Origin of the sequence: Corynebacterium sp. MSK195 (assembly GCF_030228885.1) — a bacterium.
In the GTDB taxonomy this organism is placed as follows: domain Bacteria; phylum Actinomycetota; class Actinomycetes; order Mycobacteriales; family Mycobacteriaceae; genus Corynebacterium.
Genome location: NZ_JASPGT010000003.1, coordinates 194160 through 213362, shown reverse-complemented (window position 1 = coordinate 213362; position 19203 = coordinate 194160). Strand labels below are relative to the sequence as shown.

General features: G+C 62.2%; 13 protein-coding genes. 9 read left to right on the top strand and 4 right to left on the bottom strand.

Annotated elements, in window-relative coordinates; genetic code table 11:
- Window positions 1-29 precede the first annotated feature (29 nt).
- On the top strand, window positions 30-1583 hold the full coding sequence (gene hutH / locus QP909_RS04540; protein WP_284766316.1) for a histidine ammonia-lyase: 1554 nt from the start codon (window positions 30-32) through the stop codon (window positions 1581-1583).
- Here hutH and QP909_RS04535 read toward each other — a convergent pair.
- Window positions 1561-2352 carry an SGNH/GDSL hydrolase family protein gene (locus QP909_RS04535; protein WP_284766315.1) on the bottom strand — a complete coding sequence of 264 codons (792 nt, stop codon included), beginning with the start codon at window positions 2350-2352 and terminating at the stop codon, window positions 1561-1563. The genes hutH and QP909_RS04535 overlap by 23 nt on opposite strands.
- 189 nt (window positions 2353-2541) lie before the next feature.
- On the opposite strand from QP909_RS04535, the gene hutU reads away from it, so the two are divergent.
- From hutU to QP909_RS04515, 4 genes are all read left to right on the top strand, one after another.
- Window positions 2542-4218, top strand: coding sequence for a urocanate hydratase (gene hutU, locus QP909_RS04530; protein ID WP_284596961.1), 1677 nt, complete (start codon window positions 2542-2544; stop codon window positions 4216-4218).
- Window positions 4219-5388 carry an imidazolonepropionase gene (gene hutI, locus QP909_RS04525; protein ID WP_284766313.1) on the top strand — a complete coding sequence of 390 codons (1170 nt, stop codon included), beginning with the start codon at window positions 4219-4221 and terminating at the stop codon, window positions 5386-5388.
- 149 nt (window positions 5389-5537) lie between these two features.
- Complete coding sequence (locus QP909_RS04520) at window positions 5538-7397, top strand: DEAD/DEAH box helicase (protein ID WP_239235734.1); 1860 nt, start codon at window positions 5538-5540, stop codon at window positions 7395-7397.
- 148 nt (window positions 7398-7545) lie between these two features.
- Window positions 7546-8772 (top strand): HNH endonuclease signature motif containing protein, encoded by a 1227-nt coding sequence (locus tag QP909_RS04515; RefSeq protein ID WP_284766312.1) that lies wholly within the window; start codon window positions 7546-7548, stop codon window positions 8770-8772.
- A gap of 20 nt (window positions 8773-8792) precedes the next feature.
- On the opposite strand, the gene QP909_RS04510 is transcribed toward QP909_RS04515, so the two are convergent.
- Genes QP909_RS04510 through putP form a run of 3 tightly spaced genes read right to left on the bottom strand, consistent with a single transcriptional unit; the run spans window position 8793 to window position 11468 of the window.
- Complete coding sequence (locus tag QP909_RS04510) at window positions 8793-9242, bottom strand: DUF2269 domain-containing protein (RefSeq protein ID WP_284766311.1); 450 nt, start codon at window positions 9240-9242, stop codon at window positions 8793-8795.
- A gap of 44 nt (window positions 9243-9286) precedes the next feature.
- The gene (locus QP909_RS04505; RefSeq protein WP_284766310.1) at window positions 9287-9865 is read right to left on the bottom strand and encodes an HNH endonuclease family protein; all 579 of its coding nucleotides are present in this window, start codon (window positions 9863-9865) and stop codon (window positions 9287-9289) included.
- A gap of 37 nt (window positions 9866-9902) precedes the next feature.
- Window positions 9903-11468, bottom strand: coding sequence for a sodium/proline symporter PutP (putP, locus tag QP909_RS04500; RefSeq protein ID WP_284766309.1), 1566 nt, complete (start codon window positions 11466-11468; stop codon window positions 9903-9905).
- A gap of 180 nt (window positions 11469-11648) precedes the next feature.
- On the opposite strand from putP, the gene QP909_RS04495 reads away from it, so the two are divergent.
- The 4 genes from QP909_RS04495 to QP909_RS04480 are packed head-to-tail and all read left to right on the top strand — an operon-like array spanning window position 11649 to window position 19200.
- Window positions 11649-14672 carry a DEAD/DEAH box helicase gene (locus tag QP909_RS04495; RefSeq protein WP_502868561.1) on the top strand — a complete coding sequence of 1008 codons (3024 nt, stop codon included), beginning with the start codon at window positions 11649-11651 and terminating at the stop codon, window positions 14670-14672.
- Window positions 14673-14675: 3 nt separating this feature from the next.
- Window positions 14676-15497 (top strand): SWIM zinc finger family protein, encoded by an 822-nt coding sequence (locus QP909_RS04490; protein WP_284766307.1) that lies wholly within the window; start codon window positions 14676-14678, stop codon window positions 15495-15497.
- Window positions 15497-16615 carry a metallophosphoesterase family protein gene (locus tag QP909_RS04485; RefSeq protein WP_284766306.1) on the top strand — a complete coding sequence of 373 codons (1119 nt, stop codon included), beginning with the start codon at window positions 15497-15499 and terminating at the stop codon, window positions 16613-16615. The genes QP909_RS04490 and QP909_RS04485 overlap by 1 nt, the downstream gene beginning before the upstream one ends.
- A complete protein-coding gene (locus tag QP909_RS04480) occupies window positions 16615-19200 on the top strand; it encodes an AAA family ATPase (RefSeq protein ID WP_284766305.1) in 2586 nt (861 codons plus the stop codon). The genes QP909_RS04485 and QP909_RS04480 overlap by 1 nt, the downstream gene beginning before the upstream one ends.
- Window positions 19201-19203: the final 3 nt, after the last annotated feature.

Here is a 19203-nt window from a genome sequence, read left to right as displayed (position 1 = left end):
TTGATCCCTTATTTAGAGGAGTATTTGCCATGCCTAACGCCTACCCAACCACCGTGACCGTAAACGTCGGCGCGCTGAGCATCGAGGATGTTGTTGCCGTTGCCCGCTATGGCGCGCAGGTGGAGATTGCGCCTGAAGCCCTAGAAGAGGTAGCCGCTACCCGCGAGCGCGTGGAAGAACTAGCACAAGATCCCACCCCGGTCTACGGCATTTCCACCGGCTTTGGCGCGCTTGCTCGCCGCCATATCCCAGAGGAGATGCGCGCCCAGCTGCAGCTTTCCCTGGTGCGCTCGCATGCTGCGGGAACTGGCCCGGAGGTGGAAGAAGAGGTCATCCGCGCGCTTATGCTGCTGCGCCTGTCCACCTTGTGTACCGGTCGTACCGGCGTGCGCCCCGTGGTGGTAGAAACCTATGCCAAGGCGCTGAACGCTGGCATCGTTCCGGTGGTGCGCGAGTACGGATCGCTGGGCTGCTCTGGCGACTTGGCGCCGCTGGCTCACTGCGCGCTGGCCCTGCTGGGCGAGGGCGAGGTGCGTGTCAACGGAGAGCTTAAGGATGCGGGCGACGCCCTGGCCGCTGCCGGAATCGAGCCGTTGCAGCTGCGCGAGAAGGAAGGTCTTGCGCTTATTAACGGCACCGATGGCATGCTCGGCCAGCTCTGCCTGGCCATTACTGACCTGCGCGCGGCCGCAAAGACCGCCGATATCGCTACTGCTATGACCGTGGAAGGACTGCTCGGCACCCTCGTGGTCTTTGCCGATGACCTGCAGCAGCTTCGCCCGCACCCAGGCCAGGCCGATGCCGCGGCGAATATCCTCCAGGTGGCTGAAGGCTCGGAGATCCTGGAGGCCGCGCTCGAGGAGTTCAAGAAGAACCAGGTGCAGGATGCGTACTCCGTGCGCTGCGCACCGCAGGTTGCCGGCGGGTTCCGCGATACCTTGGCCCACACCGCCCAGGTGGCCGAGCGCGAACTGGCCGCCGCCGTGGATAACCCGGTGGTGACCAAGGACGGCCGGGTAGTCTCCAATGGCAATTTCCACGGCGCGCCGGTGGCCTATGCGCTTGATTTCCTCGCCATCGTCACCGCGGACTTGGCGTCCATTTCCGAGCGCCGCACCGACCGCTTCCTGGATCCGGCGCGCAACCGCGGGTTGAATGCTTTCCTTGCTGATGACCCCGGTGTCGACTCCGGCCACATGATTGCCCAGTACGCCCAGGCTGGCATCGTCAGTGAGATGAAGCGCCTGGCCAACCCCTCCTCGGCCGATTCCATCCCGTCTTCGGCCATGCAGGAAGACCACGTGTCCATGGGCTGGTCCGCAGCCCGCAAGCTGCGCAAGGCCGTTGATGGCCTGCAGCGCGTGCTCGCCGTAGAAATTCTCACCGCCGCCCGCGCCATCGATATGCGCGAGGGTACCCCGGCCAAGGGAACCGGCGCGGTGATTGAGAAGCTGCGCGAGACTGTGGAGGGCCCCGGCGTGGACCGCTACCTGTCCCCGGAAATCGAGGAGACTGTACGCCTAGTCAAGGAGGGCGCTCTTATCGACTCCGTCGAGGACGCTACTGGAAAGCTGCGCGGCTAAGGGCTTGGGCCATCGCCACCTGTCCTGCGTGGGTGGGGTGCATGGGAAAGGAATTAGTGTCCTCGCCCGTAAAATCCACCCACGGCGAGGGGGAGCAGGCGGTGTGGTCAGGGGCGGCGTCGGCAAGCACGTAAGTAGCCCCATTGCGCTCGGCGGCCTCGCGCACCGCCTGGTTGATGCGCTCGATGGAGCCTGCCAACCAATCCCGGTCACTGGCCGGGATTTTTTCTATGTAGGGGCAGGTCTCCCCACGTTTAATGAGTGGTAGGTAGCCGGTAGCGAGGATTTTCGCATTAGGGGAGCGGCGGTGAATCTCCTCGTAAACCTTGTCGAGCCGGCGGGGCAGATCGCGGATTTCCAGATCAATCTGCGCGCCGGATTGCGCCTGGCAGATATCGTCCGTGGCGCACTGGGTAAGGCGCACGAAGCTGGCGTCATTGCCGCCGATGGATAGGCTCACCAGGTCGGTGTCCTCGCGTAGGGCGTCCACCTGGGCGGGGTGCTCGCCGGCCGAGGAAAGTATGTCGAGGGTGCTAGCGCCCTGGCAGGCGACGTTGGTGAGCTCTGCGTCCATTTCCTTGGCCGCGAGCTCGGGGTAGGAATCCTGTGCGCGCACGCAGGTATTGGGCGGATCCAGTGGCAGCGTGGTCGAGCCCATGGCCGCATAGGAATCTCCCAGCGCCACATAGTGGGGCGGCTGCGGTTCCTCGGCGGGGGTGGAACAAGCGGCGAGGAGGGCCACGGAAAGGAGGGGGATGAACCGACGCATGCAGGCCATCGTAGATCATTCCGCGGGTGTCTCATATACGAGACAGTTGGGGTTTGTGTGGCATGGTACACAGGGTTAGGTCACAGTACCTTGTGACATGTGACGCTGAACAAGTCCTCGGGGACAGCCCCGGGACACCGGCCTAGGGGGCTTGGGAAGGCGTCGAACAAGCACGACGAAAGGAAGCCCATGTCTCAACCACGCGAAGTACGCGCGCCGCGCGGAACCGAACTGTCCGCCAAGTCCTGGCAGACCGAAGCGCCCCTGCGCATGCTCATGAATAACCTCGACCCCGAGGTTGCCGAGCGCCCCGAGGACCTTGTGGTCTATGGCGGCACCGGCCGCGCAGCACGCAGCTGGGAAGCCTTCGACGCCATTGTTGAATCCCTCAAGGACCTCGAGTCCGATGAGACCCTGCTGGTGCAGTCCGGCAAGCCGGTGGGCATCTGGAAGACCAACGAGTGGGCACCGCGCGTGCTCATCGCTAACTCCAACCTCGTGGGAGACTGGGCTAACTGGGAGCACTTCCGCAAGCTCGAGGACGAGGGCCTCATGATGTACGGCCAGATGACGGCTGGCTCCTGGATCTACATCGCCACCCAGGGCATCCTGCAGGGCACCTTCGAGACCTTCGCTGCCGTGGCGAAGAAGCGCTTCGGCGGCAGCCTGGCCGGCACCTTCACCCTGACCGGTGGCTGCGGCGGCATGGGCGGCGCACAGCCGCTGTCCGTTACCCTCAACGGCGGCGCCTGCCTCATCGTGGACGTGGACGAGACCCGCCTGAAGCGTCGCCAGCACAAGCGCTACCTGGATGAGGTTGTCACCGACCTCGACGAGGCCCTCAAGCTGGTCCTGGACGCCAAGGAAAACAAGAAGGCCCTGTCCGTCGGTCTTGTGGGCAACGCCGCTGAAGTCTTCCCGGAGATCCTGCGCCGCCAGCGCGCCGGGGAATTTACCGTAGACATCGTCACAGACCAGACCTCCGCACATGACCCGCTGTCCTACCTGCCTTCTGAAATCACCATGGAAGACTGGCACAACGAGGCCAAGGCGGATCCGACCACCTTTACCAAGAAGGCTCGCGAATCCATGGCAGCCCAGGTCCAGGCCATGGTCGAGTTCCAGGATGAGGGTGCCGAGGTCTTCGACTACGGCAACTCCATCCGCGATGAGGCCCGCAAGGCCGGCTACCAGCGCGCCTTCGAGTTCCCGGGCTTCGTTCCGGCCTATATCCGCCCGCTCTTTTGCGAGGGCCTGGGCCCCTTCCGCTGGGCCGCGCTTTCCGGTGACCCGGAGGACATCAAGGTCACCGACCAAGCACTCAAGGAGCTCTTCCCGGACAATGAGCACCTGCACAACTGGCTCGACGCCGCCGAGGAGTACGTCGAGTTTGAGGGTCTGCCGGCTCGCATTTGCTGGCTGGGCTACAACGAGCGCCACAAGGCCGGCCTGCTCTTTAATGACCTGGTGCGCGAGGGCAAGATCAAGGCGCCGATCGTCATCGGCCGTGACCACCTGGATTCTGGTTCCGTGGCCTCCCCGTACCGCGAAACCGAGGCCATGCTCGATGGCACCGATGCCGTGGCTGACTGGCCGCTGCTCAATGCCATGACAGCCGTATCTTCTGGCGCGACCTGGGTTTCCCTCCACCACGGCGGTGGCGTGGGCATGGGTCGCTCCATCCACGCCGGCCAGGTCACCGTTGCTGACGGTACCGAGCTCGCCGCGGCCAAGCTGCGCGCGGTGCTCACCAATGACCCGGGCATGGGCGTTATCCGCCACGTCGATTCCGGCTACACTCGCGCGAAGGAGGTCGCCGACGAGCGCGGCGTCCGCATTCCGATGGAATTCAAGGCAAGGGACTAGATGAGCACACTTTTTACCGGCATTTCAGAACTCCGTACGGTCAGCGAGCGTGGCACGCTTAACGACGCCGCCATTATCGCCCAATCCGGCACCATCGCCTGGGTCGGCCCAGCCTCCGAGGCGCCGGCGGCCGACGAGAAGGTGGACTTGGGGGGCCGCGCCGTCCTGCCCGGCTGGGTAGATTCGCACACCCATATGGTCTTTGACGGTGACCGCTCCGCCGAATTCGAGGCTCGCATTTCCGGCGGCTCCTACGAGGCAGGCGGCATCGCGGTGACCATGGATGCCACCCGCCAGGCTGGCACCGACCGCCTGGACAAGCTGGTGACGGACCGCGTGGCCGCCGGCCGCCGCGGTGGTACCACCACCTTCGAGACCAAGACGGGCTACGGCCTCAATACCGAGTCCGAGGTGGAGGCCGCCAAGGTAGCCTCCCGCCACGTCGATGACGTGACCTTCTTGGGCGCGCACCTGGTCCCGCCGGGAGCAGATGCGGAGGAGTACCTCGACGAGGTCGTTGGCCCCATGCTCGAGGGCGTCGCTCCCTACGTGCAGTGGATCGACGTCTTCTGTGAGCGCGGCGCCTTCAACGAGGAACAATCCCGCCGCGTGCTGGAGGCCGGTAAAAAGTTGGGCCTGGGCCTGCGCGTGCACGGCAACCAGCTGGGCGAGGGGCCGGGCGTTTCCCTCGCCGTCGAACTGGGCGCAGCCTCGGTAGACCACGTCAACTACCTCAGCGACGAGGACGTAGAGCTGCTGGCTAATTCCGATACCGTGGCCACCATGCTGCCGGCTTGTGACCTGTCCACCCGCGAGCCGCTCGCCCCGGGCCGCACGCTTCTCGACGCCGGCGCCACCCTCGCCATCGCCTCCAACCTCAACCCCGGCACGTCCTATACCTCCTCGATGAATTACTGCGTGACCACCGCGGTCCTCCAGCAGCACCTTTCTGTCGACGAGGCCATCCACGCCGCCACCACCGGCGGAGCAACCGCCCTGCGCCGCCACAATGTGGGCAACGGCCTTGACCCGCAGGGCCGCCCCGCTAAGGGCACCATCGTGGAGGGCGCCGCCGCGGACCTGCACGTGCTCGACGCACCCAGCGCCGTGCACCTGGCCTACCGCCCAGGCATGCCACTGAGCTACCGCACTTTCGTCGCGGGAGCATAGCGTTCCTCCAAATGGCCGCCGCTATCTGAATTAGCCGGCGGCCTTTTTGCTCTAGAACTACATCGAACATTGCAAGAAGCCTAGGCCAAGTATGCCGTGGAGCTGCGCAATGGAGTTTGGGCCGGCAATCGCGTAGGGTTGGTGAAGCAATGAGCATTACCGATAACGCCACCGGCGGCGTCAACGAGCCGGAAGATTTTAATAAGTCGGAATCTCAGGACAACTCGCAAGGTGTCACCAAGGACACCAGGGCTGCGAATACTTCTGAGGACACCGGCGCTGAGTCCCAAGATTCAGCCAACGACAACTCCCAGGGGTTCGCGCATCTTGGCCTGCCAGAGAAAATTCTGGAGGCCGTTGCGAAAGTAGGCTTCACCAAGCCTTCCCCCATTCAGGAAGAAACCATCCCAATCTTGATGGAAGGCCGCGACGTTGTCGGCCTTGCCCAGACCGGTACCGGCAAGACCGCAGCCTTTGCGCTGCCGGTTTTGTCGCAGATTGACACCAAAGCCCGCCATCCGCAGGCCCTCGTGCTCGCTCCAACCCGCGAGCTGGCCCTGCAGGTGGCGGACTCCTTCCAATCCTTCGCCGAGTCTCTCAAGGGCGTCGAGGTGCTGCCTATCTACGGCGGCCAAGCCTATGGCATTCAGCTGTCCGGTCTGCGCCGCGGTGCCCAGGTCATCGTGGGTACCCCAGGTCGCGTCATCGACCACCTGGAGAAGGGCTCGCTGGACCTGTCCCAGCTGCAGTTCCTCGTCCTCGATGAGGCCGATGAGATGCTGAACATGGGCTTCCAGGAAGACGTCGAGCGCATCCTGGAGGACACCCCGGACCGCAAGCAGGTGGCGCTTTTCTCGGCCACCATGCCGAACGCTATCCGGCGCCTTTCTAAGCAGTACCTCGACAACCCCGCCGAGGTCACGGTGAAGTCCGAGCGCCGCACCAATGACAACATCACGCAGCGCTTCCTCCTCATCCCGCACCGGGCAAAGATGGATGCCTTCACCCGCATCCTCGAGGTCATCAATTACGACGCCATCATCGTCTTCTGCCGCACCAAGCACGAGACCGAAGAAGTGGCTGAGACCCTGCGTGACCGTGGTTTCAGCGCCGCCGCCATCAACGGCGATATCGCCCAGGCGCAGCGTGAGCGCACCGTCGATCAGCTTAAGGATGGCCGCCTAGACATCCTCGTGGCTACCGACGTCGCCGCCCGTGGCCTTGACGTTGAGCGCATCACCCACGTGGTCAACTTCGATATCCCGAACGATACCGAGTCCTACGTGCACCGCATTGGCCGCACTGGCCGCGCGGGACGCTCCGGCGAAGCCATCTTGTTTGTCACCCCGCGCGAGCGCCGCATGTTGCGCTCCATCGAGCGCGTGACCAACGCCCGCCTGGAAGAGATGGAACTGCCGTCCGTCGATGAGGTCAATGAAAAGCGCAAGGAAAAGTTTGCGCAGTCCATTACCAACTCCATGGACAATAAGCAGGCGGATTTCTTCCGCACCTTGGTGCGCAAGTACTCCGAGGACAATAACGCGGCCATGGATGACATTGCTGCAGCCCTCGCCGTCATGCTGCAGGGTGGCAAGAACTTCCTGATGGAAGACAAGCCGCTTCCTAAGCCGAAGCGAGACCGCGACCGCCGCGACGATCGCAAGCGTGATTTCAAGGGCGGCGGCAAGGGCCGCGGCCCCAAGCGGCCGGACGGAGACTTTGAGACGTACCGACTGGATGTCGGCAAGCGGCAAAATGTGCGCCCGGGAGCTATCGTGGGTGCCATCGCCAATGAAGGCGGATTGTCAGCCAAGGACTTCGGCCGCATCACCATCGCGGTGGGCCATACCCTGGTTGACCTGCCAAAGAACCTCGACCCAGCGGTGCTGGATCGCCTGAAGGATACCCGCATTTCCGGCCAGCTGATCAAGATTCAAAAGGACACCGGCCGCCCGCCACGCCGTGACCATGGTGGCGGACGCAAGCGCGGTGGACGCTGGCGCGATTAGCAATTTCGACTCAATGGGCCTCTTCGGAGGCCCATTTTTTCGTGCCCTTTGACCTGCGTTTTTACTATAAACGGGGGTAGGGTGTCGGAGGGGTTTTGTATACTGAAAGCGCAAACATGTTCTAGAGAAACTTCTGCGGGGGAAGTCCATGAATGCGCCCTACTTTGCCAATACCAATCCAGCAAATTCCACCTCACAAGCAGCAACAGACATCCGCAAGGCCGAATACCTCCTCTGGAAGCGCCTGCATCCAGACCCGGATGATGATATCGAAATAATTAGCCAATCACTGTCAGATCTCACCGGAACGCGGCAGTCCCGAATTAGAAATATCATTTTCGCCTTTGAGCGATTACAGGAGCTGCCGCGCCTTAAAGCCCGGCAGGAAGAGCACTACCACTTAGATTTAGATCGCTTAATTACCATCGACCAGACGCTGTCCAAGTTGGGCGAGGTTGACGCCGAACAATGCCTGCTTATCGACGCCGAATTAACCACCTACCTCACCCCCAAACGCCCTAACCAAAAATTACCGTCCCATCGCAACCTGCGGCGAAAGCTGCGGGAACTCATTGTCCGCCTTGATCCGACCATCGCCGCACGCGACCCGCGCCGCAAAGAGACTTATCACCTCGAGCCCACGGGCGGGGAGTGGGCCGCCGTTTGCCTCGATGTGGGCTTAGAGACTGCCGAAATCATCGACCGAAATATTCGCGGTGTGGCCACGGAGAAGGACATTTCCTTGGCTCAGGCTGCGGTCGAGTTGCTCACCGGCGAGGCCGAAGCCAAGGCGAAGGTGGTGCTCAATATGTACCGCTGCGATCTGCCGGATGCTCCGGCCTTCGTCCAAAGCTTGGGGTGGGTTTCACCGGAGGTTGCCGATGACATGCAATCGCGGGCCACGACCGTCCGCGACATGGAGAAGGCCGCAGAAGATGAAAGCGGAAACTACGTCACGCCGCCGCATATTCGCGCCTTTGTGGAAGGGCTCGATGGAACCTGCCGGTGGCCCGGATGTACGCGGCCGGCGATGGCTTCCCAGATGGACCATCGGCATGATTTCGCTGACGGAGGACCTACTTCGGCGGCGAACTTGACCTGCCTGTGTCAACATCACCACAACATTAAGACTGATGGGCGGGCGTTTTATATCAAAGACCCGATTAGCGGGGACGTCGTCTGGCTCTTTGAAGACTCGACTTGGGTCTATGACGAAGCCAGCGGACCGCTCGCGCCGAAGAATCGGAGATGGGCGCAGACTGTGGCACAGGCGACGCAGCGGCGTCGGCAAAATGTGCACGAGGATGCGCAAAAGCTGAAGGAAGAGCTAGAAAACGAGAAAAGGGACAGTGAAGACACTGTCCCAGAGGAGTAAATGGCTTTCTAGAAGGCCACTTAGAAGTTGACGTACATCAGGATAAGGCAGACAATCCACAGCAGGTTGAACACGCCGCCGAATGCGGACAGCGGCTTCTTTGCTGCCGCGTAGTCGAAGGATTCAGTGGACTCGAGGGCGGCCATTGCCTTCTTCTGCTTTGGCAGAATGACGAAGAAGAGCAGGCACCATGCAATGATGGCAACCAAAATGGCGATGTGGAAATTGACCGCGGACTTGTAAGCGTCAATATCGGACAGGAATACGCCGAGGCCGAGGATAGGCACGATGGCAGAGATGTAGCCGTAGGTATTGGTGATGTTATACAGGGCGCGAGCGGAGCCGAGCGCCGCGTGGTCGCCTTGTGCTGCCTTGGCCATTTGGGTCTGGAAGCTAGAGGTGGATACGCATACCGGGCCGATCAATAGAATGGCTGCGGCCACGTGGAGGAATACAAGGAAAGAAGTCATTGAAAGAACCCTTCAATCGCGGAAAGTTGCCACGTCAACCCTAATCAATTTCCGGTGAGTACGGCTAACCGACATTGCCTTTGCATCGCCCGCACGTCCTTGGAAGGGAGGGGAAGGGCGTACTTGCGGGCGATGTCGGCGAGGCGGCGCGAATAGTCGCAACGATTGGCCGGAGGAAGCCAATCCGCAGGGAGGGAGTCTGACTTTTCTTGGTTGAGCTCGCGGCTGGTGGCTACGAGATTGAGCGGATCGTTGCCAAAGCGGACCTTGGTTTCGCGGTCCCACTCGGACGCGCCAAGGTCATAGGCCGCGGAGAGGGGAAAGATGTGGTCGATCTCAATAGGCGAGGTAGCGGGAATGGTGGTGTCACTATAGGGGTCATACAGAGTCCCGCTGCGGGCGTGGCAGACGTGGAGGGGATCGCTGGATTGGCTTTCTAGAATGACCTCGCGGGTGGTGCAGGCACCATGGGGTTGCCAGATGCCGAAGTCTTCACGGTTGTAGCCGGCGGCTTCGGGGCGGGAGGGGAGCGTGGTGACGTCAAAACGCGGAAAAGGCCACGCATACCATGCACCGATGAGGACGGTGATGCATGATAGCGCGGCCAGGTAATAGGACTTCATGTCCTATTGGACTGCGAGGAGTCCGCGTTGGTTCCGATTACTTATCGGTGACCTTTTCTGCGGCTTCCTCGAAGTCGAGGTTGGAGTTATTTTCCACGAGCTTGGCCAGCTTGGTGGACTCTTCGAATTCGGCAACAACCTCTGGCTTAGGCTCCTTCGTGAGCTTGGAGACAATAACCGCCACGATGAGGGCCAGGAAGAAGCCTGGGACGATTTCGTAGAGGACGTCGGAAAGCGGGGACATGCCCCAGCCAATAGCAACGATGGCACCGGTAAGCATGCCGGCAATGGCACCGGCGGAGTTGAGGCGCTTCCAGTACAGAGAGAGCAGGATGATCGGTCCGAAGGCAGAACCAAAGCCTGCCCAAGCGAAGCCAACCAGACCCAAAATGGAGTCAGATGGGTTGATTGCTAGCAGGGCGGCAATGACCGCGATGGCGACGATGGCGGTGCGGGAGAGATTAATGAGGACCTGCTCGCCTGGCTTCTTCTTAGCAAAGATGAGGAAGAGGTCCTCGATGAGGGAAGTAGAGACGACGAGCATCTGGGACGACATGGTGGACATAATGGCGGCCAGAACCGCGGTCAAGACGAAGCCTGCGGGCAGTGGGTGCATCATGGCCTGCGCCATATCCAGGAAGATGGTTTCGAAGTTCTCCTGGTCGGTGATGCTGTGGCCGGTCTGGGTGAAGTAAACGGTACCGGATAGGGCGACGAAGATAGCGCCGATGACGGATAGGCCCATCCAGGTGACGCCGTAGAAGCGGCCCTGGCGGGCGTCGGAAGGCTTGCGCAGCGCCATGAAACGCACGATGATGTGCGGCTGGCCAAAGTAGCCCAGGCCCCAGGCAAGGTTGCCGATGATAACGCCAGCGGAAACGCCCGCGAACATGGAGAAGTAGTTGTCATTTTCCACTACGCCATCGGTGCCGTAGGCATTATTGCTTGCGAAAGAGAAGATGGAAGCAGGATCGCTGAGAGAGACGATTGCCATAATTGGCACGATCATCAAGGCGACGAACATAAGCACGCCCTGGACGACGTCCGTGTAGGACACCGCCAAGAAGCCGCCGACGAAGGTATAGAAGATGGTCACGGCTGCAATAACAAGCATGCCGGTGAGGTAGTCGCCACCGAAGGTGGACTCAAAGTAGCGGCCGCCGGAGACCATGCCGGAGGAGACGTAGAAGGTAAAGAAGAAGATGATGATGGCTGCGGAAATAATGCGCAGCAGACGGGATTTATCGTGCAGGCGGTTTTCAAAGAAGGACGGCACGGTAATTGAGTTGGCCGCAATCTCCGAGTAGGAGCGCAGGCGCGGCGCGACCCACTTCCAGTTTGCCCAGCAGCCAACGAGCAGGCCGATGGCCATCCATAGCTCGGACATGCCGGAGAGGAAGAGTGCGCCTGGCAAGCCCATGAGCAGCCAGCCGGACATGTCGGAGGCGCCGGCAGACAGTGCCGCTACGAATGGGTGCAGGCCACGGCCGCCCAAAACATAATCGTCATATTGATCGGTTTGCTTGTAGCTCCAATAGCCAATGGCTGCCATTGCGAGGAGATACACGATCATCGCAATGACGTACCAAGTTGATTCTTGCACGTTTTGCTCCTTGTAGATTTTGTAAAGGACATTCTTACGTTAACGAGGTCACAAGGTTAACCCAAGCGAAAATACAGGTGTGGCGCAGATCTCCGTTTGGATTTTCTGTCGTTCAACTGGGAAAAGAACGGAACATAACGAGCGTGTAACAAAATCAAATGGGCTGCTATGCTGGCGGCTATGGCTTCTTACCTCGTGCATGGACTGTGGCTCCCCGTTACGGGACTAGGTCTATGGATTGAACAGGTAGAAGGGCACAAGATCGTCATGCCCAACGCTGTTCCTGAGGGCACCTTTCCGCCGGCGGTGGAGTCCATCTTGGGGAAAAAGTCCTTCCGCAATCGGGCGCGGGTTTCCCTGCGTACGCCCAAGGGCAAGGATGTCTCCCTGATGGTGCCGATGGCGATGTTTGGCCCAGAAGAGGCCGTGGCGGCGCTTGCCCAAATGGAGCACCTGAACCACAAGCCGCCCGCCACCATTGCCCCCGACCTCCAGTGGCTGATCCATGCCTACAGCGGCCTGTGCAAGTTCGTGCGCGCTGGGCGGGTGACCTTCCGGCTGGCTTACCAGGCCAATGAGTGGTTCCCCATGTGGCAGCTGGCCTCCGGCTTGGGCGAGCGCGGCTGGCTCGCGGAGATGATGGCGGCCGCGCCGGGCATCTTGCACGTGAATAACCGTGCGCTGTCGGATGATATGGCCGATGAGCTCACCCACTGGATTGCCTTCCGCGAGCTGCGGCCCGTGGCGGAGGCGCCGCGGCCGATGCCATGGCACGAGTTTGCTCGCGCCCTGCTCGATACGCGGCCGATCCGACGGGGGCGATCGCAGCTGCTGCGCGGGCTCAATGAGTGGAAGAACTCCATTTACGAGGTAGAGCTCCAGCTGGTCTACATCGTGGAGGAGCCGCTTGACGATGACCCGGATACGGCCAAGTGGCCAGTGCGCGTGCGGGTTCGCTCGGGTACGGATTCTCCGCGGCCGGTGTCGGCGCAGAGTTTGGATAGGGCGAGTGTGGAAAAGCTGCGCGAGGCCCACCGCAAAGCCGTGCGCATCGCACCCACGCTGGGGGAGACCGCGCAACTGCCGCAGCCTGGCGACGGCGACTGGGACGTCTACCTTGAAACCCACCAGCTCACCCACTTTATTACCCACGAGGCGGATAAGCTCAAAGCCAGCGGCGTGACCGTCATGCTTCCCAAAGCATGGGCGCAGATGGAGACTAAGGCCAAGCTGGAAACCCACGAGGCCCGCGATCCGGCCGAGGCCGCCACGAAGAAGCACATCGGCATGAATAAGCTGGTGGACTATAACTGGCGCATGTCCGTGGGCGATGTGGAGCTGACCGAGGAAGAGATGGAGGACCTGGTCAATTCCAAGTCCGGCCTCATCCAGCTGCGCGGCAAGTGGGTCATGGCCGATAAGCAGGTCGTCTCCCAAGTCTCCGGCTACATGGACGCGCTGCGGGAGAAGGCCATAGCTCGCAAGAAGAAGGAGCTCGAGCAGCTAGCCGCCTCCGCGGAGATGGCCAAGCAGCTCGACCAGCCAGGGTGGGAAGCCCTGATGGCGGATGTGGAGCGCCGCCGCCAAGAATTCAACGAGGGCGGTGAGGAGCACGAGCAGGTCACCGTCGCCGAGCTGCGCGAGCTGGCGCTGGAGTCCATGACCCAAGAGCCCATTGAGTTCACCGGCAGCACCTGGCACACGGCGCTGCTCGGCGGGGTGGACAAGGTTGCCCCAGAGCGCGTGGAGATTCCCGCATCCGTACACGCGGAGCTGCGCGAGTACCAGCGCCGCGGCGTCGACTGGCTGTATTGGATGTCGCGCAGTGGCATAGGGGCAGTGCTTGCCGACGACATGGGGCTCGGCAAAACCCTCCAACTACTGTCCCTCCTCGCGGTAGAGAAGGACCGCGGTGAGCAGACCGGTCCCACGCTTGTGGTGGCACCAACGTCCGTGGTGGGCAACTGGGCCCGCGAGGCCCAACGCTTCGTCCCAGACTTCAAGGTCATGGTGCAGCACGGTCCCAGCCGCCCGCGTGGTGAGGACTTCGCCCAGGCTGCCGCCACATCCGACCTCGTGATTACCACCTACGGCACCGTGGGCCGCGATTTTAAGGACATGGGCGAAGTCGGCTGGCAGCGCGTAGTCCTCGATGAGGCCCAGGCCATCAAGAACTCCGCGACGCGCTCCTCCAAGGCCGTGCGCTCGCTGCCCTCGGAACACCGCGTGGCGCTAACCGGCACCCCGGTGGAAAATCGCCTCTCGGAGATGCGCTCCATCCTGGACTTTTGCAACCCCGGCGTGCTGGGCACCGCCTCCTTCTTCCGCAATCACTTTGCTAAGGCCATCGAGCGCAATAATGACGAGGAAATGTCCGAGCGCCTGCGCCAGCTCACCGCGCCGTTTATCCTCCGCCGCGTCAAGACGGACCCGAATATCATTGATGACCTGCCGGAAAAGTCCGAGCAGATCCTCACCGTATCCATGACCACCGAGCAGGCCGCCCTATATAAGGCACTGGTCAACCAGGTGAAAAAGGACCTGCAGGAGGCGACGGGCATCAATAAGCGCGGGCTCGTGCTAGCCTCGCTGACCCGCATCAAGCAGATTTGTAATCACCCCGCGCACTACCTAGGCGATAACTCACCGGTGGCGCTCAAGGGAAAGCACCGCTCCGGCAAGGTCAAAGAGCTCATGCGCATCGTGGACGAGGCCACCGAATCCGGCGAGCGTCTCCTGGTGTTTACCCAGTACAAGGCCTTTGGTGACATCTTGCAGCCTTACCTAAGCGACCAGCTCGGCCGGGAGATCCCTTTCCTCCACGGCGGGGTAAGCAAGAATAAGCGCGACCAGATGGTGGAAGATTTCCAGTCCGAAAACGGCCCGCCGGCGATGATCCTGTCGCTCAAGGCGGGCGGCACTGGCTTGAACCTCACGGCCGCCTCTATCGTCGTGCACATGGACCGCTGGTGGAACCCGGCGGTGGAAAACCAGGCGACGGACCGTGCCTTCCGCATTGGCCAGCGCCGCAATGTGCAGGTGTATAAGATGATCACCGCAGGTACGCTGGAGGAATCCATCCAGGATATCTTGGACGGTAAGACGCAGCTGGCCGGCGCCGTGGTGGGCGAAGGCGAGGGCTGGCTCACCGAGCTAGACCCAGATCAGCTGGCCGCACTCATGAGCTATCGGGGGAGGGAGTAATCCATGGCCGTCAAAGGCGACGACAATGTCATCTATGCCAATTTTGGCACCCGCAAACGAGTAAGCACCCCGGCCGAGGTCAATCACGTAGACCGCAGCGGGCGCATCCTGTCCACTACGGCTTCGCGGATCGCGGCCTTTACCTCGCATGGCGCGGATCGCGGCCGGATTACCCGCGGCCGCCAGTACGCGGAGGGCGGTCACGTCGTGGGCCTCGAGGTGCGCAACGGCGCCATCCATGGCCGCGTGGCCGGCTCCCAGAACGAGCCCTTTGCGGTGCTCATCCAGCTGCCGTACCGCAATAACGACGATATTGCCCAGCTAGCCACCGAGTTCGCCCGCACCCCCAATTCCGTGGCCAATGCGCGCAAGGGCATGCTTTCCGACGCCGCCCTAGACACCCTCTTCGCCCACGAGGCCGAAGACTTGCGCCTGACCTGTGACTGCCCCGACGGCGAGTACGTATGCAAGCACATCGTGGCGGTGGGCGATAAGCTCGCCACTCGCGCCGATGCGGACCCGGCCGTCATCTTTAATATGCGCGGGCTGGACTTTGCCCGGCTGGAACGTATGGTCTTAGAGCAGGCCAAGGCGGTAAGCCGCGAAAGCTTCACCCCGAGCGACCTGTCCGAGGAAGAAAAGAATGACATTTTCTGGAACGGCCGCGAGCTGCCGAAGCTGCCGCAGCCCAAGGTCGCCCCGGCCATCGATGACTCCGATCCGGACCTGCTGCGCAAGGCCATGCGCTCGGTCTCGCATACCAACCTGGATCTCTTGCGCGCGGTATCCGATATTGAAGACCTCTACTACCACCTCTCGCACTAATGACTGCTACCACGTTTATCCATACCTCCGATTTTCAGCTGGGCATGACCCGGTGGTTTCTGAAGGGGGAAGCACAAGGCCGTTTTAACGATGACCGCGAGGCCGCCATCGTGCGGCTAGGCGAGCTGGCCGAGGAGACCGGCGCGGAGTTCATCGTCGTGGCCGGCGACGTCTTTGAGCACAATGCCCTCTCGCGCGACATCCTTGCCCGCGCCACGGAGATGTTTAAGCGCCTGCCGGTGCCGGTCTATGTCCTGCCGGGAAATCACGACCCGCTGGTGGCGGATTCGGTCTTTTATAAGACCAGCGCGGAGAATGTCCACGTCATCGCAGACTCAGAGCCCATCGAGGTCGCACCCGGCGTGGAGCTGGTCGGCGCGCCGTACCTGTCCAAGCGCGCGAACCACGACTTGGTCCGCCAAGCGCTCGAAGCGTTGGAGCCGGCCGCGGGCATTCGCATCGCCGTCGGCCACGGCCAAGTGGATTCCCGCTCCGGCGAGGATGACGCCGATACCATCGACCTTGCCTTTGTCGAGGGCTGCCTGGACCGCGGGGTGATCGACTACCTGGCACTGGGCGATACCCACTCCACCGCCAGCCTCGGCACCACCGGCCGGGTGTGGTTTTCCGGCAGTCCGGAAACCACGGACTATAAGGAAACGAGCACCGGCGGTGGCGAGGCCGATTCCGGCAATGCGTTGGTGGTGCGCGTGGGGGATAAGGTGGACGTCGACAAGCGCCGTATTGGCCGCTGGACCTTTGAAACCATTGATGCCGCCGTGGATTCCGCCGAAGACGTGGAACGCTTCCTCGCGCGCCTAGGCGAGTACCCCGATAAGGTACGCACAGCCGTGAAATATAGTCTGCGCGGCACGCTCGGAGTCGAGGCCCACGCCCGCCTGCAGCGTGGCCTGGATGAGTACGAAGCCGTATTTGCCTCCCTGCGCCCGCGCGAGCGCACCATGGATCTCTACTTGGAGCCCAACGAGGAAGAACTAGCCAGCCTCGATATCTCCGGCTACGCGGCCGAGGCGCTGCATGAACTGTTGGAAAACCGCGAGGATCCCGTCGCCCGCGACGCCGCCAACCTGCTATTCCGCCTGGAGGGACAGTCCTAATGCGCATACACCGCCTAGAACTCACCAACGTCCGCGGCATTGAGCACTTGGTCCTCGATGAGCTTCCCGAGACCGGCGTCGTGGTCATCCATGGCGAGAACGAAGCCGGCAAGTCCACCATCGTGGAGGCACTCGACGTGGTGCTCACCGAAAAGCACAGCGGCCGCTCCAAGCGCATTCGCTCCCTGCAGCCGGTGGGCAAGGACGTTGCCCCGGAAGTTACGGCCGAGCTAAGCGTAGGCGAGTACCGCTTCCGCATTGCCAAACGCTGGCTATCCAAGAAGTCCTGCGAGCTGAATATCACCGCACCCCGGCCGGCGCAGTTTACCGGCAGCCAAGCCGACGATGAGCTGGATCGCATCCTTTCGGAGCACTTGGATCGCTCGCTTGTCGACGCCCTCTTTATGCGCCAAGACGACACCGGCGAGGCCATTTCTGCCGTCGGCATCCCTAGCCTAACCCGGGCGCTAGAGCGCGAATCCGGCCTGGCTGAGGAAGAAGTCTCTGGCGATGACTCCGCGTTGTTGGCCCGAGTGGATAAGGAATATCAGCGCTACTTCACTGCAGCGAAGGGTAATCCGGCAGGCGAGTACAAGGAATCCGCCGCAGCCCTAGCTCGCGCCGAAGAGGAATACACAGAAGCCACCCGCGTACTGCGCGAGCTCGATTCCGTGGTCGAGCGTTACGAGCAACTCGAGCGCGACCAAGTCGCCGCTGAAGCAGAGCTCCCCGCCGCCCGCGCCGATCTCACCGACAAACAGGCGCAGGCCAAGGAAGCCGCCACCGCGCAGGCCAAGCTGGACTCCCATAAAGCCACGCTTGAGCGCGCCTCGGACGATCTCGCTCGTGCGCAATCCGCAGTCACCGAGCGCGGCGAGCTCGTTACCGCCGCCGAGGAATCTGCCAGGGCTACCGAGGCTGCCCAGTACAAGCTCACCGCCGCGCAGGACAAGGCTAAAGAGGAGGCCGAGGAGAAGGAAAGATTAGAAAAGCGCCTGGCGGAGGCCAAAGAGGACTATGCGGCGGCCCGCAGCACACTTAAGCAAGCGCGCCGCCAGCAAGATAAGCAGAAGTTTGAGCAGCTCAGCACCCGTCTGGAATCGCTTGACGGCCTAGCCGCCGAGGTAGACCAGGCACGTGCGGCCATCGCTCAGCGCGGCCGCGAGGTCACCGGGGCCGATATCACCGGCCTGCATAAAGCGGATTCGGCGTTGTCGGTAGCCGAGCGTCTGCACGAAGCTGCCGCCGCCAAGGTGCATTTTTCGGGGCCTGCTGGCTCCAGCATCCGAGTCGATGGCGAGGACATCGAGGTGGGGGAGGACACCGCCGTCGAGCTTGTCGATTCCCGTGTAATCACCATCGGCGATATCACTGCCCGCTTCTCGGCCGGTTCCTATTCCGCGGAGGACACCCAGCGTGATGTGAAACAGGCGCGCACGCGGCTGCGGGATCTGCTCGATACCCTCGGCGTAGAATCAGTGGCCGCGGCCGAGGAAGCCCATGAGGCGCACCGTGCACAGAACGATGCCCTCGATGCCGCCACCCGTGCCCTTGCCGCGGAACTGGGACCGGATGATTTGAGCGAGTTACGCGCCCAGCATGCTGCGCTAGCTGAGAAGATTGCGGACCTTGCGGACGTGGAAGAGGTAGACCTCGCCGCCGCCGAAGCCGCGGAGGAAGCCGCGAGCGAAAAGGTCGATGCGCTCGACCGCGAACTCGTGCCGTACCGCGAAAGCCGCCTGGCTCACGAGGCTGTGCGCCTCGATGCCGAACTTGCCGCGGCCCGCGAAAACGCGCAGCGCGTGACTCGAGACCTTGCCTCCGCGCGCGAACGCGCCGCCGACAAGGACCTGCGTGCCGAGGTCACCCGCCTAGAAGGTGTCGTGGGAGACCTGCGCGGGCAGCTCGAAGAAATGGAAGCCGTTGACCTTGCTACCGCGCAGTCCCTGGTAGAAGGCGCGCAGTCCCACCTGGATTACCTCACCGACCGCATCCAACGCTGCGAGGTGGATCTTGGCCGGCTTTCTAGCGAGGTGAATTTCCATTCCGGTGCCGCCGAGCGCGCCCAACAGGCCACCGCGGCGGTGGAGATGGCGCGGGCGGTATATGAAAGCGTGGACAAACGTGCGCAAGCCGCCCGCTATCTGCGAGAACTTTTGCTCAAGCATCGCGATGCCGCCCGGCAGCGCTACGCCGCGCCCTTCGTGGCTGCACTGTCGCGGCTGGCCCGCACTGTGTACGGCGGTGACATCACTTTCGATCTCGATGACGACCTCCGCGTGACCACCCGTACCCAGGACAATGAGACGGTGAGCCTAGCCAGCCTCTCCGGTGGTGCCCGCGAGCAATTGGCCATCCTCACCCGCTTTGCCATTGCGCAATTAGTGGGGGCGGAGTCGGTTCCCGTCATTGTGGATGACGCGTTGGGCTCTACTGATGCACACCGCCTGCAACTTATGGCCACGCTGTTTTCCCATGTGGGCCGGGACAATCAGGTATTGGTCTTTACCTGCATGCCGGAACGCTATTCCCGCGTACCGGGACGCAGTGAGCGCGACATTGCCGCGCTCAAAGGGGTAACCTAGTGC

Bases quoted from the DNA above. Each gene is read 5' to 3' on its own strand.
- hutH (WP_284766316.1), top strand. From the start codon at position 30: ATGCCTAACGCCTACCCAACCACCGTGACCGTAAACGTCGGCGCGCTG.
- QP909_RS04535 (WP_284766315.1), bottom strand. From the start codon at position 2,352: ATGCGTCGGTTCATCCCCCTCCTTTCCGTGGCCCTCCTCGCCGCTTGT.
- hutU (WP_284596961.1), top strand. From the start codon at position 2,542: ATGTCTCAACCACGCGAAGTACGCGCGCCGCGCGGAACCGAACTGTCC.
- hutI (WP_284766313.1), top strand. From the start codon at position 4,219: ATGAGCACACTTTTTACCGGCATTTCAGAACTCCGTACGGTCAGCGAG.
- QP909_RS04520 (WP_239235734.1), top strand. From the start codon at position 5,538: ATGAGCATTACCGATAACGCCACCGGCGGCGTCAACGAGCCGGAAGAT.
- QP909_RS04515 (WP_284766312.1), top strand. From the start codon at position 7,546: ATGAATGCGCCCTACTTTGCCAATACCAATCCAGCAAATTCCACCTCA.
- QP909_RS04510 (WP_284766311.1), bottom strand. From the start codon at position 9,242: ATGACTTCTTTCCTTGTATTCCTCCACGTGGCCGCAGCCATTCTATTG.
- QP909_RS04505 (WP_284766310.1), bottom strand. From the start codon at position 9,865: ATGAAGTCCTATTACCTGGCCGCGCTATCATGCATCACCGTCCTCATC.
- QP909_RS04495 (WP_502868561.1), top strand. From the start codon at position 11,649: ATGGCTTCTTACCTCGTGCATGGACTGTGGCTCCCCGTTACGGGACTA.
- QP909_RS04490 (WP_284766307.1), top strand. From the start codon at position 14,676: ATGGCCGTCAAAGGCGACGACAATGTCATCTATGCCAATTTTGGCACC.
- QP909_RS04485 (WP_284766306.1), top strand. From the start codon at position 15,497: ATGACTGCTACCACGTTTATCCATACCTCCGATTTTCAGCTGGGCATG.
- QP909_RS04480 (WP_284766305.1), top strand. From the start codon at position 16,615: ATGCGCATACACCGCCTAGAACTCACCAACGTCCGCGGCATTGAGCAC.